This is a genomic window from Nocardia caishijiensis NBRC 108228 (assembly GCF_001612825.1).
In the GTDB taxonomy this organism is placed as follows: Bacteria; Actinomycetota; Actinomycetes; order Mycobacteriales; family Mycobacteriaceae; genus Nocardia; species Nocardia caishijiensis.
In genome coordinates this window covers 1-13,607 of sequence record NZ_BDBE01000056.1, presented here as the reverse complement: position 1 = coordinate 13,607, position 13,607 = coordinate 1, and the positions used below count along the sequence as shown (strand labels likewise).

18 protein-coding genes are annotated in these 13,607 nt (G+C 69.7%); 7 read left to right on the top strand and 11 right to left on the bottom strand.

The genetic code is table 11. The annotated features are described in order from the left end of the window. The first annotated feature begins 3 nt into the window (after nt 1-3). Nucleotides 4-879, top strand: a complete 876-nt coding sequence (locus tag NC7_RS27775) for an oxidoreductase (protein WP_067988789.1) — start codon at nt 4-6, stop codon at nt 877-879. Here the strand turns inward: NC7_RS27775 and NC7_RS27770 are convergent. Continuing rightward, nucleotides 867-1,805 (bottom strand): NADP-dependent oxidoreductase, encoded by a 939-nt coding sequence (locus NC7_RS27770; protein WP_067988787.1) that lies wholly within the window; start codon nt 1,803-1,805, stop codon nt 867-869. The genes NC7_RS27775 and NC7_RS27770 overlap by 13 nt on opposite strands. An 89-nt stretch (nt 1,806-1,894) precedes the next feature. On the opposite strand from NC7_RS27770, the gene NC7_RS27765 reads away from it, so the two are divergent. From NC7_RS27765 to NC7_RS27755, 3 genes are all read left to right on the top strand, one after another. Beyond that, nucleotides 1,895-2,869: a GlxA family transcriptional regulator gene (locus tag NC7_RS27765; RefSeq protein ID WP_067988785.1), complete on the top strand. Its 975-nt coding sequence runs from the start codon at nt 1,895-1,897 to the stop codon at nt 2,867-2,869. Nucleotides 2,870-2,941: 72 nt separating this feature from the next. Beyond that, entirely contained in the window at nt 2,942-3,370 is a 429-nt protein-coding gene (locus NC7_RS27760) for a transcriptional regulator (protein WP_067988783.1), read from the top strand. Further along, nucleotides 3,367-3,753 (top strand): DUF3817 domain-containing protein, encoded by a 387-nt coding sequence (locus tag NC7_RS27755; protein ID WP_084458841.1) that lies wholly within the window; start codon nt 3,367-3,369, stop codon nt 3,751-3,753. The genes NC7_RS27760 and NC7_RS27755 overlap by 4 nt, the downstream gene beginning before the upstream one ends. Before the next feature lie 147 nt (nt 3,754-3,900). Here NC7_RS27755 and rdgB read toward each other — a convergent pair whose 3' ends face one another. The 10 genes from rdgB to clpS all read right to left on the bottom strand — a co-directional run bounded on the left by rdgB (nt 3,901) and on the right by clpS (nt 10,820). Continuing rightward, nucleotides 3,901-4,506 carry an RdgB/HAM1 family non-canonical purine NTP pyrophosphatase gene (gene rdgB, locus NC7_RS27750; protein WP_067988781.1) on the bottom strand — a complete coding sequence of 202 codons (606 nt, stop codon included), beginning with the start codon at nt 4,504-4,506 and terminating at the stop codon, nt 3,901-3,903. Nucleotides 4,507-4,508: 2 nt separating this feature from the next. Continuing rightward, nucleotides 4,509-5,273 (bottom strand): ribonuclease PH, encoded by a 765-nt coding sequence (rph, locus tag NC7_RS27745; protein WP_067644972.1) that lies wholly within the window; start codon nt 5,271-5,273, stop codon nt 4,509-4,511. Between the two features lie 60 nt (nt 5,274-5,333). Beyond that, the gene (locus tag NC7_RS27740) at nt 5,334-6,098 is read right to left on the bottom strand and encodes a cyclic nucleotide-degrading phosphodiesterase (RefSeq protein ID WP_067988837.1); all 765 of its coding nucleotides are present in this window, start codon (nt 6,096-6,098) and stop codon (nt 5,334-5,336) included. A gap of 69 nt (nt 6,099-6,167) precedes the next feature. Further along, a complete protein-coding gene (locus tag NC7_RS27735; RefSeq protein WP_084458840.1) occupies nt 6,168-6,866 on the bottom strand; it encodes a rhomboid family intramembrane serine protease in 699 nt (232 codons plus the stop codon). Between the two features lie 178 nt (nt 6,867-7,044). Continuing rightward, complete coding sequence (locus NC7_RS27730; protein WP_067988780.1) at nt 7,045-8,007, bottom strand: PLP-dependent cysteine synthase family protein; 963 nt, start codon at nt 8,005-8,007, stop codon at nt 7,045-7,047. Between the two features lie 4 nt (nt 8,008-8,011). Beyond that, entirely contained in the window at nt 8,012-8,287 is a 276-nt protein-coding gene (locus NC7_RS27725) for a MoaD/ThiS family protein (RefSeq protein WP_067988778.1), read from the bottom strand. 36 nt (nt 8,288-8,323) lie between these two features. Beyond that, a complete protein-coding gene (locus NC7_RS27720) occupies nt 8,324-8,743 on the bottom strand; it encodes a M67 family metallopeptidase (RefSeq protein WP_067988776.1) in 420 nt (139 codons plus the stop codon). 91 nt (nt 8,744-8,834) lie between these two features. Next, on the bottom strand, nt 8,835-9,881 hold the full coding sequence (locus NC7_RS27715) for a P1 family peptidase (protein ID WP_067988774.1): 1,047 nt from the start codon (nt 9,879-9,881) through the stop codon (nt 8,835-8,837). Beyond that, a complete protein-coding gene (gene aosR, locus NC7_RS27710; protein WP_067988771.1) occupies nt 9,881-10,450 on the bottom strand; it encodes an oxidative stress transcriptional regulator AosR in 570 nt (189 codons plus the stop codon). Before aosR ends, NC7_RS27715 begins: the two co-directional genes overlap by 1 nt. 19 nt (nt 10,451-10,469) lie before the next feature. Then, entirely contained in the window at nt 10,470-10,820 is a 351-nt protein-coding gene (clpS, locus tag NC7_RS27705) for an ATP-dependent Clp protease adapter ClpS (RefSeq protein ID WP_067988769.1), read from the bottom strand. Between the two features lie 61 nt (nt 10,821-10,881). On the opposite strand from clpS, the gene NC7_RS27700 reads away from it, so the two are divergent. The 3 genes from NC7_RS27700 (at nt 10,882) to NC7_RS27690 (ending at nt 13,495) form a co-directional block, all read left to right on the top strand. Then, nucleotides 10,882-12,195: a nicotinate phosphoribosyltransferase gene (locus NC7_RS27700; RefSeq protein WP_157102198.1), complete on the top strand. Its 1,314-nt coding sequence runs from the start codon at nt 10,882-10,884 to the stop codon at nt 12,193-12,195. Between the two features lie 41 nt (nt 12,196-12,236). After that, nucleotides 12,237-12,803, top strand: coding sequence for an isochorismatase family protein (locus NC7_RS27695; protein ID WP_067988765.1), 567 nt, complete (start codon nt 12,237-12,239; stop codon nt 12,801-12,803). 158 nt (nt 12,804-12,961) lie between these two features. Next, on the top strand, nt 12,962-13,495 hold the full coding sequence (locus tag NC7_RS27690) for a DMP19 family protein (protein WP_067988763.1): 534 nt from the start codon (nt 12,962-12,964) through the stop codon (nt 13,493-13,495). The last annotated feature ends 112 nt before the right edge of the window (nt 13,496-13,607 follow it).

The window sequence follows — 13,607 nt, the reverse complement described above, 5'->3', positions numbered from 1 at the left end:
GGCATGGCATGGAAACCAGCTGACATCGCGGACCAGACCGGCCGCACCTTCGTGATCACCGGCGCCAACGGCGGGCTCGGCGCCGAGACCACGAAGGTGCTCGCCGCCAAGGGCGCCACCGTGATCATGGCCTGTCGCAACACGGCCAAGGCCGAGCCGATCGCCTCGGCCATCCCCGGCGACGTGCGGGTGGCCGCGCTCGACCTGGCCGATCTGTCCTCCGTGCGCGCATTCGCCGAGCAGCAGGGCGAATTCGATGTGCTGGTCAACAATGCCGGACTGATGAACGTGCCGTTCTCGCGGACCGCCGACGGCTTCGAAACCCAGTTCGGGGTGAACCACCTCGGACATTTCGCGCTCACCGCGCTGCTGCTCGACCGCGTCCGCGACCGGGTGGTCACCCTGGCCAGCATCGCCCACAAGCAGACCCCCAAGCTGTGGATCGACGACCTGAACTACGAGAACCGCCGCTACCAGCGCAATCTCGCCTACGCCCAGGCCAAGCTGGCCAACCTCATGTTCGCCCGCGAACTGCAGCGTCGCCTCGGCGAGGCCGGTGCGAAGCAGAAGTCCTACGCCGTGCACCCCGGCGTCTCGGCGACCGACCTGTTCGCCCGCACCGAAACCCTGCTCGACCGGGTGAGCAAGCCGGTCATCCGGCTCATCGGCCACCCGCCCGCCAAGGCCGCCCACTCCACCTTGTTCGCCGCGACCGAACCCGACGCCGATCCCACCGTCTACTGGGGTCCGAACCGGCTCATGCAGTCGCAGGGGCCGGTCGAGGCGTGCCCGTCGAGTTCGCTGTCGCGCGATCCCGAACTGCTGCGGCGCCTCTGGGAGGAGTCGGAGCGGATGACGGGCGTGACCTACAAGTTCTGAGCGACCTCGAGCACGATCTTGCCCCGCGTGCGCTGGGTGTCGGCGATCTCGTGCGCCTTGCTCGCCGACTCCAGCGGCACCACGGTGTCCACGTGCACGCGCAGGGCGCCCTCGCGCGCCAGCTCCGCGATGGCGAGCATGCCCGTGCGGTCGGCCTCGACGATCATGAACTGGGCCCGCGATCCCAGCGGACGCGCGATGTCGGCGAGCGCGGCCTCGGCGGGTGAGGCGAGGGAGACCACGATGCCACCCGCGCGCAGGGTGCGCAGCGAGCGTGGCCCGTATTCGCCGCCGATGGTGTCGACCACCACGTCGATGTCGCGGGCCACTTCCTCGAAAGCCGTTGTGGTGTAGTCGATCACCTCGTCGGCGCCGAGGCCGCGGACGAGATCGTGGTTGTCGGCGCGCGCCGTGCCGACCACGTGGGCACCACGCGCTTTGGCGATCTGCACCGCCGCCTGGCCGACACCGCCCGCCGCGGCGTGGACCAGCACCCGCTGCCCCGGCCGCACGTCGGCGGTGTCGACCAGCGCCTGCCACGCGGTGAGTGCGACCAGCGGCAGACCGCCCGCCTCGAGATGGCTCAGGTTCGTGGGCTTGTGGGCGAGGTGACGCGCCGGTGCGGTGACGTACTCGGCGTAGGTTCCGGCCGGGTGCGGGTGCCGTGGCATGCCGAACACCTCGTCGCCCGGGGCGAACAAGGTGACGCCGAGGCCCACCGCCTCGACGACGCCGGACACATCCCAACCGAGCGGCGTGATCACGCCCGGCAGCCCGCCCGAGGCGCGGTGCCAGGAGTCGGTCGGGTTCACGCCCGCCGCGTGCACCCGGATCAGCACTTCCGCCGGTCCGGGTTCCGGCCGGTCGACCTCGATCACCCGCAGCACCTCGGGTCCGCCGAGGGTGTCCTGTCCGATTGCCCGCATTGTCGATTCCTCCTGTGCGCGTTGCTGTTTCCGTACGGGAAAGACAATGCCGGGCATCGGGAACGGCGACGAGTGGCAAGGAGGCCAATATGTGCAAGGATCTTGCCATGCAGCGCGTGGTGGTTCTGGCCCTGGACGGCGTGTATCCCTTCGAACTCGGCATTCCGGCCCGCATCTTCGGGACGGCGGTGGCGGCGGACGGCAGCCCGCTCTACGAGATCCGCACCTGCAGCCTCGACGGTGCGCCGATACGGACCAACGCCGACTTCACGATCGCGGTGGAGTGGGACAGCAGTGCGCTCGACGACGCCGACATCGTCGTCATCCCGCCGTTCAACGAATGCGACGACCACGCGACCTACTGCCTACCCGAGCACGTGGCCGACGCGTTGCGGCGCCCGCAGACCCGGGTGGTGAGCTTCTGTTCCTCGGCCTTCGTGCTGGCCACGCTCGGATTGCTCGACGGCAGACCCGCGACAACCCACTGGAACCAGGCCGAACGGTTCCGCCGCGAGTTCCCCCGGGTGCGCATGGACGCCGACGTGCTGTTCGTCGACGACGGGCGCATCCTCACCGCCGCGGGCAGCGCGGCGGGCATCGACCTGTGCCTGCATCTGCTGCGCGGCGACCACGGCAGCGCCGTGGCCAACCGGGTGGCCCGGCTGTGCATCGTGCCGCCGTGGCGCGAGGGCGGCCAGGCCCAGTTCATCGATCGGCCGATGCCCGAAGCGGGGACCGCCGGCACCGCGGGCACCCGCGCCTGGGCGCTCGACCACCTCGACCGGCCGCTGTCGCTGGCCGAACTCGCCGCCCACGCCCGGATGAGCGTGCGCACGTTCTGCCGCCGATTCCGCGAGGAGACCGGTCTCCCACCCGGCCAGTGGCTCACCCGCCAGCGCGTCGACCTCGCCCGCCACCTGCTCGAGGTCACCGACCTGCCCATCGACCGCGTCGCGACCGAATCGGGGCTCGGCACCGCCGCCTCGCTGCGTCAACATCTCGCCACCACCATCGGCGTCTCCCCATCCACCTACCGCCACACCTTCCGCACCGCGAGGCTGTGACGTCGGCCTCGACCGGGTTTCCCGCCGCGACCTGCTCCTACGCATCGTGTAGTAGGCAGGTACGGTGGATGCGTGTCCGTTCCACCTTCCCGTCCGGCCTACAACCGGCCCGCGCTGATCGCGCTCGTCGTCGTGGTGGCGCTGGGTTGTCTCGCGTTGGCCTGGTGGCAGTGGGAACGGTTCGATTCCGCGACCGGGACCGGGCAGAACCTCGGGTACGCCCTGCAGTGGCCGCTGTTCGCCGCGTTCGCGGTGTTCGCGTTCTTCCGGTTCGTTCGGCTCGAACGCGAGGCCGGTGAACCCGCCGCGCCCCGCCCGGACAAGGCCGAGGCGCCACGTGAGATCCCGGCCGGGCTCCTGCCCGAACGGCCGAAGGCCGCCGCCGCGGACGATCCGGACACCGCCGCCTACAACCAGTACCTGGCGGGTTTACACGCCAACGACATCGATGCCGAGACCCGCGCCGCCGGTCTGCACGCCACTGAGAGGAACGCCGGGTGACCACCAGCGAGAACCAGACCGACACCGTTCCCGCGCCGCCCGCGGGCGCGGCGAGCCGCGACAAGATCCGCGCCGCCCTCAACCGGTACCGCGTGCTCGCCTGGATCACCGGCGTCTGGCTGCTCGTCCTCACCGCCGAGCTCATCTACAAGTATCTGATCCTCGACGACAAGTCCGAGGCGCCGAGCTGGTTCTTCTACATCGGCCAGGCCCACGGCGTGTTCTACATGGTGTACCTGGCCCTGACCATCGACCTCGCGATCAAGGCCCGCTGGAAGCCCGCGACCACGGTCCTCACCGCCCTCGCGGGCACCATCCCGTTCCTCTCCTTCGTGGCCGAGCACCGCAACGCCCAGGCCGTCAAAGCCCAGTACAACCTCTGAGCCCGGACGGCCGATCACCACACTCCGGTGGCGTTATTTCGCGAGTAGCACGCCACCGGAAGATGGTGGTCTCGGGTTGATGACCGGGGCGCTCGGGTGGTCACCACGCTGTGGTGGCGGCCGGGTAGCGCCGCCACCACAGCGTGGTCACGCCAAGGCGGCGAGCGCTGGGAGGAGCTGGGTGAGGGCGCGGCCCCGGTGGGAGGCGGCGTCTTTCTCGGCGGGGGTGAGCTCGGCCGCACTGCGGGAGCCGCCGTCGGGGTGGAACAGCGGGTCGTAACCGAAGCCGCCGTCCCCCTGCGGTTCGCGGGCGATGGTGCCGGGCCATTCGCCCCGCACCACGGTGGTGGTGCCGTCGGGCAGGACCAGGGCGCAGGTCGAGACGAAGCGGGCGGTGCGCCGTTCGTCGGGGACGTCCCCGAGTTGGCCGAGCAGTAGCGCGTTGTTGGCGGCGTCGTCGCCGTGGCGACCGGCCCAGCGGGCCGAGAGGACGCCGGGCATGCCGTTGAGGGCGTCCACTTCGATGCCGGAATCGTCTGCCACACAGGGCAATCCGGTGGCGACGGCACCGTCACGCGCCTTGGCGATCGCGTTCTCCTCGAAGGTGGCGCCGATTTCGGGCGCCTCCTCGTAGGGTGGCACCTCGTCGAGGCCGACCAGGTCGATCCCGGCGACGCCCGCGTCGTCGAGGATGCGGCGCAATTCCTTCAGCTTCTTGGCGTTTCGGCTGGCCACCAGCACCCGCGCGCCCACGGCTACTTCTTTCCCACCGGTTCGGGCAGCTCACCCGGGTAGGGCAGGGCGAGGGCGGCCTTCTGGATCGCGAACAGTTCCTCGCAACCGACCAGCGCCGAATCGAGCAGCTTGTCCAGGGTGGAACGGGGGAAGGTGGCGCCTTCGCCGGTGCCCTGGATCTCGACGAGAGTGCCGGTATCGGTGGCGACGACGTTCATGTCGACCTCGGCGCGCGAGTCTTCCTCGTACGGCAGATCCAGCCGTACGCGGCCGTCGACCACGCCGACACTGACGGCGGCGATCATGCACGAAATAGGTTGCGGGTCGGCCAGTTTGCCCGCGGCGGCCAGGTAGGTGACGGCATCGCTGAGCGCGACGTAGGCGCCGGTGATGGCGGCGGTGCGGGTGCCGCCGTCGGCCTGCAGCACGTCGCAGTCCAGGGCGATGGTGTTCTCCCCGAGCGCGGCCAGGTCGATGCAGGCACGCAGCGAACGCCCGATCAGCCTGCTGATCTCCTGGGTGCGCCCGCCGACCTTGCCCTTCACCGACTCGCGTCCGCTGCGGGTGTGGGTGGCGGCGGGCAGCATCGCGTATTCGGCGGTGAGCCAGCCGAGCCCCGAGTCGCGCCGCCACGGCGGCACGCCCTCGGTGACGCTGGCCGTGCACATCACCCTGGTCTGCCCGAATTCCACCAGCACCGACCCGGCCGGGTGCGAGGTGAATCCTCGGGTGATCTTGACCTCGCGGAGTTCGTCATCCGCCCTACCATCGGCTCGTCTCGACACGGTAGGGATTATGCCCGTCGGCGCGCGCCGGTGTTCGCGGCCCCTCGCGCCGGGCTGTCGCTACAGGTCGAACGTCTCGCCCGGGGCCACCGCGTGGACCGGGCCCGCGAACGCCGCCTTGGCCTCGGCGATGACATCCTCCCGCGAGGTCCACGGCGGAATGTGGGTGAGCAGCAGTTCCTTCGCGCCCGCGCGGGTGGCGATCTCGCCCGCCTCGGTGCCCGAAAGGTGAATGCCCGGAGGACGATTCGCCGGATCGTGGGTCCAGGACGCCTCGGCCATCAGCACGTCGGCGCCCTGGGCGAGCTCGACGACGGCGTCGCACATGGCAGTGTCACCGGTGTAGACGAACACGCGGCCACTCGCGGCGGTGATGCGCAGACCGTAGGACTCCGGCGGGTGGTACATGCGACGCGCTTGCACCGTGTGGCCCGGGCCGAACGGCACCGGAACGTTCTCTGCCCACGCCTGGGAATCGATCACGTCGGACCAGTCGTCGGTTTCGCCGCCGATCTCGGCCGAGGCGTTGCCGATCCGTAAGGGCGCGTCGGACGGGCCGCGGACCAGGGCTTTACCGGTCGGCGGGTTCGGGTGGTAGCGACGCCACACCAGCAGGGCGGGCAGGTCGAGGCAGTGGTCGGCGTGCAGATGCGTGAGGAAGATGTCGACATCGCCGGGGTTCAGGTGCTTCTGCAGTGCGCCGAACACACCCGGGCCGAAGTCGATGACGGTCGGACGCATATCCGGGCCGGTCAGTAGGTACCCCGACGCTGGGGAGTCCGGGCCGGACACACTGCCCGAGCACCCGAGGACGGTAAGGCGCATGCCCTCATGCTGCCACGACGTGCTGGTGCTCACTGCGGGATCCCCCCATTCTCCAGACCGGATCCCCGGCTACCGCGTTGGTATTGCGCGGCCGACCGATGCTTCACGGCGGCGTCGACGTTCATCACCAGAGAGTACCCAGCCCGCCAGGACTCCACCCACCGCCCCGAAAAGATGTCCCTGCCAAGAAATTCGGGGGTCGGTGGGCAGCACGCCCCACAGCATCGACCCGTAGATCAGGAAGATCACCAGCCCAACCACGATCTGCCCGACATTGCGCGCGAACCACCCGCGACAGATCAGATAGGTAAGCCACCCGAACACGATCGAGGAAGCACCGATGTGCACGCTTCCGGCCTGCCCGGTGAGCCAGGTTCCCACCCCGGCGACCACCCAGATGATCGCGGTGGCGGCGATCCCCCGGCCGATCCCCGACAGCAGCACGATGAAGCCGAGTACGAGCAACGGCAGGCTGTTGGCCAGCAGATGGTCCCAACCCCCGTGCAACAGCGGCGCCCACAGGATCCCGTCGAGCCCGCTCAGCTCGCGCGGTTCGATGCCCGCGCCGTCGAGCTCGTTCGCGGCCCCCGGCGGCCGATCGTAGGACAGCACCATGTCGACGCCCTCGATGACGAACAGCGCCACCACGAACCCGACGATCCCCACCGCGGCCGACACCACCGAACCGGACCGCCCGGAACCACCGCTGCGCAGTCCCCGAACACGCTCCGGATCGAACGAGGCCCCAACCCCACCGCTCACAGTCATCGCCTCCACTCGGCCGGGCCGACACCGCCCACTCCCGAGGGTACCGCCCAGAACACGCGAAAACCGGCCATCAATGCCCAACCACAACGCACCCCCGACCCCGCCATGACCACATCCCGGCCACAAAGGGCCGGGCACGCCACCAACTAGCACGCCCGACCCCATATGCCCCCCGAAATCAGGCCCAGAGCTGCCCTTCGAGCTTCTCCTCCGCCTCGTCGAGCGTCCCGTCGTAAGCCCCCGTCGACAGATACTTCCAGCCACCATCGGCAACCACGAACGCGATATCCGCCCGCCGCCCGGCCTTCTGAGCCTTCTTCGCGATCCCGAGCGCCGCATGCAGAATCGCCCCGGTCGAAATACCCGCGAAAATCCCTTCCTCACCCACGAGTTCTCTGGTCCGCCGCACAGCGTCGTAGGGACCGACAGAGAACCGCGTAGTGAGCACCTTCTCGTCGTAGAGCTCGGGGATGAACCCTTCGTCGATATTGCGCAGCCCGTACACCAGCTCGCCGTAGCGCGGCTCGGCGGCGACGATCTCGATATCGGGCACCTGCTCACGCAGGTACCGCCCGGTACCCATCAGCGTTCCGGTGGTGCCGAGCCCCGCGACGAAATGCGTGATCTCCGGCAGATCGGCCAGCAGTTCGGGCCCGGTGGTCTCGTAGTGCGCGAGCGCGTTGGCCGGGTTGCCGTACTGGTAGAGCATCACCCAGTCCGGGTTCTCCTCGGCGATCCGCTTGGCAAGCGCCACAGCCTGATTCGATCCACCGGCGGCCGGGGAATCGATGATCTCGGCACCGAACATGGTGAGCAGCTGACGCCGCTCCACCGAGGTGTTCTCCGGCATCACGCACACGATCCGGTACCCCTTGAGCTTGGCCGCCATGGCCAGCGAGATCCCGGTGTTGCCGCTGGTGGGTTCCAGAATGGTGCAGCCGGGCGTGAGCCGCCCGTCGGCCTCGGCCTGTTCGATCATCCGCAACGCGGGCCGGTCTTTGATCGACCCGGTGGGGTTGCGGTCCTCGAGCTTGGCCCACAGCCGGACGTGGTCGTCACCGTCCCACTGCGGGGAGAGGGTGCGCAGCCCGACCAGCGGGGTGTTGCCGAGGGTCGCGATCAGCGATTCGTAGCGGGCCACGAGGTCACGCGCCGCCGGCGACCGCGGGGAGGATGGTGACCGACGCTCCGGCCGGAACCTCCGCGTCGAGGCCTCCGGCGAAACGCACGTCCTCGTCGTCGACGTAGATGTTGACGTAGCGGTTGAGTTTGCCGTCCTTGAGCAGCCGTTCGGCCAGCCCGGGGTGGTTGGTCTCCAGGTCGTCGATGAGCGCGGACAGCGTGGCGCCCTCGCCCTGAACTCGCTTCTCACCTCCGGTGAGACCACGCATGATGGTCGGGATGGACACGGTTACCGGCATGGGAGCTCCTCGGGGTGGTGACTTGTTCTTGGGTTGTCAGGCGTCGTAGGACTCGACGATGCGCACCGGTTCCTCGGTGACCTCGCCGTCGACGATGCGGTAGCTGCGCACCTCGTGCTCGTGCGGATCGCGGGTGGAGATCAGCACGTAGTGCGCGTCCGGTTCGCCCGCGTAGGAGATGTCGGTGCGGCTGGGGTAGGCCTCGGTGGCGGTGTGGGAGTGGTACACGACGACCGGCACCTCGTCCGCGTCGTCCATCTCCCGCCATACCCGCAGTTGTTCCCCGGAATCGAACCGGTAGAACGTCGGTGAGCGTTCGGCGTTCATCATCGCGACGAAGCGCTCGGGCCGATCACTGCCTTCCGGGCCCGCGATCACACCGCAGGCCTCGTCGGGGTGGTCGGCGCGCGCGTGGGCAACCATCGCGTCAACGAGATCGGCTCTGATCACCAGCACTTGTCGACCCTTTCCACAATCCGGCACAACGCCCACACCCTATTCGGGTATTCCGCAGGACCGAATTCCGGTCCCCGCCCGCGCGCCGGGTTCAGCGTGGAAACAGATCTCGGTAGGCCGGGATGCCCGCGACGGAGGTGGCGGCGAGGACCGCGTCGACGACCGCCCGCTCCACGACGACGGCCGCGGCGGTGCACAACTCGTCGAGCAGCATGAGGTCCGCCGGGAACGCCGCTGGTAGCGGGTTCGCCTGGACCCGCACGGCACCGGTCGACACCGCGAAGAGCGTGTCGCCGTCGAGGGGCGAGTGCACGGGTCGGATGGCGCGGGCCAGCCCGTCGTGGGCGGTGGCCGCCAGCCTGCGACAGCCCACCGGGTCGAGCGTCGCGTCGGTGGCGACGACACCGATCGTGGTGTTGAGCACAGTGCTCTTGCCCGGGAGCGCGGCCAAGGCGGCGATCTCGGTGGGTGTGCCGGGGCGCAGACCGAAGAACTCCGGCCCGTCGGTGCCCGCACCCCACGGCAACCCGGTTCTCGGGTCGACCACGGAACCGACCGGATTGGCGACGACGATCGCACCGACGGTGACCCCGTTGTCGAGAACCACACTGGCCGAACCGATGCCGCCCTTGAGCGCACCCGCCTGGGCACCCACTCCGGCGCCGACGGTTCCCCGCGCGAAGTCGGTGGCGGCCGCCTCGGCGGCGCGGAAGCCGAAGTCCGCGTCGGGGCGGATGTCCCAGGACCCGACCGGCAGGTCGAAGATCACCGCGGCAGGCACGATCGGCACCACCCGGCTCGGGTCGGTCGGGCTCATGGGGATGCCCTCGCCGTGCTCCTCGGCCCAGCGCATCACGCCGTCGGCGGCGGCGAGCCCGTAGGCGCTGCCGCCGGTGAGCAACACCGCGTCGACCCGCCGGACGGTGTTGGCGGGGTCGAGCAGGTCGGTCTCGCGGGTGCCCGGTCCGCCGCCGCGCACGTCGACGGCGGCGACCGCCCCGCCCGGCATTCGCACCACTGTGCAGCCGGTGGCCGCGCCGGAACCCGGGCTCACCTCGTCGTCGAGCACGTGGTGATGGCCGACGAGCACACCGGTGACGTCGGTGATGGCGTTGCGAGGGCCCGGTACGCCGCGCATCAGGGTGCCAGGGCCTGCAGCAGCGAATCCTGCATCCAGGTCAGCCAGTGGTAGACGTCCAGATGCGGCGCGCGCGGGTCTTCGGGGTCGAAGTGGTCGGGCGTGTCGTCGTCGATGTCGAGCAGGGTGCCCAGGGCGAGGCGCACGTCGGTGAGGGCGGTGAGCCAGGCGTCGGCCTGCTCGGGGGTGAGCATGATCCTGCCGCCGTCTTCGGGGCAGCTGTCCATCACCACCCGGCCAGCGGCCAGTTTGGCGTCGATGATCTCGGGTTCGTGCAGACTGCGCAGGGCACTGTTGAGATCGGCGCGCTTGGCGTCGGGGGAACCGGGTTCGGCGCGGTGGAAGTCGGGCAGCAGGCGCAGCAGTTGCGGGTCGTCGGGCGGGGTGGTGTTGCCGGTGCGCAGGCCGGTCAGCGCGGCGAGCTCGTCCTCGGGCGACTCCGCGGCGCGGTCGGCGAGCAGGCCGGAGACCGCCGCGACCAGGGAGCGCAATACCGTGGCCTCGTGCTCGTCCATTTCGGATCGAAGCTTGAGACCACCGAGTGAGTTCTTTCTGCTCCACTTGCGCACAGGGCCAGGTTACCCAGCCTCAGTCGTCGCGCTGCATCGTCGCCCACAGGCCCGCCGCGTGCAGTCGGCGCACGTCCTGCTCCATCTTGTCGCGCGAACCCGACGACACCACGGCCTTGCCCTCGTTGTGCACCTGCAACATCAACTCGGTCGCCTTGGCTTTGCTGTAGCCGAAGAGCTTCTGGAAGATGTAGGTGACGTAGTGCATCAGGTTCACCGGGTCGTCCCAGACGACGGTCACCCACGGCCGGTCCTCGGCCTCGAGTACCTCGGTGTATTCGGTAGCCTCCGGCGTCGCCTGTGGCGCCGACAGTGCGGCGTTCACGGCGTCGATGACGGCGCCGGCTCGAACGGAATTGCACAGGGCCATGAACCCCAGGGTACGACGCGGCCACCCAGAAACAACACCCGCCGTGACTAGAGTTTCGGGTGTGCAGATCCGTGACGGGTCAGCGAGCACCGCGCTGCTGACCGACCAGTACGAACTGACCATGCTCGCCGCCGCGCTCGCCGACGGTTCGGCGCACCGGCGGTGCACCTTCGAGGTGTTCGCCCGGCGCTTGCCGCACGGGCGCCGCTACGGCGTCGTCGCGGGCACCGGGCGATTGCTCGAGGCCCTCACCCACTTCCGGTTCGGCACCGACGAGCTGGCCGTGGCCGAGAAATTCCTCGATCCGGCCACCGTCGACTGGTTGCGCGACTATCGCTTCACCGGCGATATCGACGGCTACGCCGAGGGCGAGCTGTACTTCCCCGGTTCGCCGATCCTCACCGTGCGCGGCAGTTTCGCCGAATGCGTCGTGCTCGAGACGCTGGCCCTGTCGATCTTCAATCACGACAGCGCCATCGCCTCGGCCGCCGCGCGCATGGTGAGCGCCGCGGCCGGGCGCCGGATGATCGAGATGGGTTCGCGGCGGACTCATGAACTGGCCGCGCCGTCGAGTTCGCGCGCCGCCTACCTGGCCGGTTTCGACGCGACCTCCAATCTCGAGGCGGTGCGCAGCTTCGGCGTGCCAGGTGCTGGCACCAGCGCCCATGCCTTCACCCTGCTGCACAGCGGCGCCGACGGTGAGCACGAGGCGGCCGCCTTCCGCAGTCAGGTCGAGGCGCTCGGCGTCGGGACGACCCTGCTGGTCGACACCTTCGACATCACCCGTGGCGTCGCCACCGCCATCGAGGTGGCCGGGCCCGAATTGGGTGGTGTGCGTATCGATTCCGGTGAGCTGGGTGTGCTGGCCCGCCAGGTGCGCGACCAACTCGACGCGCTCGGCGCGACCGGCACGCGCATCGTCGTCTCCGGCGATCTCGACGAGTACGCCATCGCCGCGCTGCGCGCCGAACCGGTCGACGTGTACGGCGTCGGCACCTCCCTGGTCACCGGTTCCGGCGCGCCGACGGCGGGCATGGTGTTCAAGCTCGTCGAGGTCGACGGGATTCCGGTCGCCAAGCGCAGTAGTCACAAGGAGTCGCGCGGCGGGGCGAAGAAGGCGGTCCGGTTGGCGCGGGCCACCGGAACCATCGTCGAGGAGATCGTCTATCCGGCGGCGGGAGAAGCCCCGTCCACCAACGGTTTCCAGGCGCGTGAGCTGCAGGTGCCGCTGGTTCGGGCCGGTGCGACGGTCGACGGTGTGGCAACACTGACGCGCAGTCGCGAACTGGTCGCGCAGGGGTTGGTGAGTCTGCCGTGGGAGGGTCTGAAGCTCTCCGACGGCGAGCCCGCGATCCCGACGACCTTCCTCGGCTGAGGCGGGACAATGGTGGAGACGACGAGGAACGGGAGGACCGTGTGAAGCGCGGGTTGGTCATCGTGGATGTGCAGAACGACTTCTGCGAGGGAGGTTCGCTCGCGGTGCGCGGCGGGGCGGCGGTCGCGGCGGCCATCAGCGCGCACGTGGCCGGGAAGAAGTACGACGCGGTGGTGGCGACCAGGGACTGGCACGTCGACCCCGGCGCCCACTTCTCCGAGCACCCCGACTACGTCGATTCCTGGCCGCCGCACTGCGTGGTCGGCACGCCGGGCGCCGATTTCCATCCCGGCCTCGACACCGGCCAGGTCGAAGAGGTCTTCTCCAAGGGCGAGTACAGCGCCGCCTATTCGGGCTTCGAGGGCGCGTCGGCGGACGGCACCACCCTCGCCGACTGGTTGCGTGCCCGCGACATCGAGCACGTCGACGTGGTCGGCATCGCCACCGACCACTGCGTGCGCGCCACAGCCCTCGACGCCCGCGCGGCCGGTTTCGACACCACCGTCCTGCTCGGCCTCACCGCGGGCGTCGCCCCGGAGACCACCTCCACCGCTCTCACCACCCTGCGTGACGCGGGTGTCGAGCTGAGCGGTGAGGTCCCCGTCTAGTCCGCGACCCGCCGCTCGCGCTCGGCAGGCGAACGGATGACTTCGAACAGCGGCGGTCGTTCAACGGGCGCATCGAGTCGCGGCGCCCGCCGAGCGGGCATCGGGTCCGTGACCGGCGAGCGACGTGCCCCATCTACTGCCGCGATTACCCTGCTCACATGGATTACCGCTTCCCGGCGCAGGCGCGCGACAAGCTGACCGAGGCGCTGGCCGAGGTCGACAGCATCCACGACGCCGCCGACATCGTCTTCTGGGCCAACCCGGCCACCGACGACCTGCACCGCACCGGAATCGGCGCCTTCGGCGAACTGCCACCCGCCTTCGCCCACCTGCTGGCCCTGTCCAGCCTGCACTCCACCGTTCTGGACTCCGGCTTCAGCACCTACCTGCGCACCCGCCGCACCGAACTCCCCTGGGCCACAAGAGCATTGCGCGCCGCAGGCATGCCACGCCTGGCCGCCGCCGCGATCATCGCCGCCTACGACGCCGCCCCGAACTCCCCCCACGACCCCCTCGACCGCTTCTTCGACGACGAACACCGCACGCTCGCCGAACCCGACCAGATCCGCCGCCCCACCGGCGACCGCGCCGACAACCCCGACGAGATCTACGACATCAACGAACCCGAGGACTTCGAAGCCCGCATCCTCACCTACATCCGCACCAACCTGAACGACTTCGTCAAGGAATAACGTCACCACCCCGGCACCACTCGAGCCCACCGCCTACCGCACTGCCAGCCCACGGCACCACTCGAGTCCGCCACCTGCCGCACCCCCAAGCCACGAGGCACCACTCGAGTCC

What these genes read in the sequence shown, in the direction of transcription:
- NC7_RS27735 (WP_084458840.1), bottom strand. Translation starts at nt 6,866, where the DNA reads ATGACTGTGAGCGGTGGGGTTGGGGCCTCGTTCGATCCGGAGCGTGTT.
- clpS (WP_067988769.1), bottom strand. Translation starts at nt 10,820, where the DNA reads ATGGCCCTGTGCAATTCCGTTCGAGCCGGCGCCGTCATCGACGCCGTG.
- NC7_RS27740 (WP_067988837.1), bottom strand. Translation starts at nt 6,098, where the DNA reads ATGCGCCTTACCGTCCTCGGGTGCTCGGGCAGTGTGTCCGGCCCGGAC.
- NC7_RS27715 (WP_067988774.1), bottom strand. Translation starts at nt 9,881, where the DNA reads ATGCGCGGCGTACCGGGCCCTCGCAACGCCATCACCGACGTCACCGGT.
- NC7_RS27765 (WP_067988785.1), top strand. Translation starts at nt 1,895, where the DNA reads ATGTGCAAGGATCTTGCCATGCAGCGCGTGGTGGTTCTGGCCCTGGAC.
- NC7_RS27770 (WP_067988787.1), bottom strand. Translation starts at nt 1,805, where the DNA reads ATGCGGGCAATCGGACAGGACACCCTCGGCGGACCCGAGGTGCTGCGG.
- NC7_RS27775 (WP_067988789.1), top strand. Translation starts at nt 4, where the DNA reads ATGGCATGGAAACCAGCTGACATCGCGGACCAGACCGGCCGCACCTTC.
- NC7_RS27690 (WP_067988763.1), top strand. Translation starts at nt 12,962, where the DNA reads ATGGATTACCGCTTCCCGGCGCAGGCGCGCGACAAGCTGACCGAGGCG.
- NC7_RS27725 (WP_067988778.1), bottom strand. Translation starts at nt 8,287, where the DNA reads ATGCCGGTAACCGTGTCCATCCCGACCATCATGCGTGGTCTCACCGGA.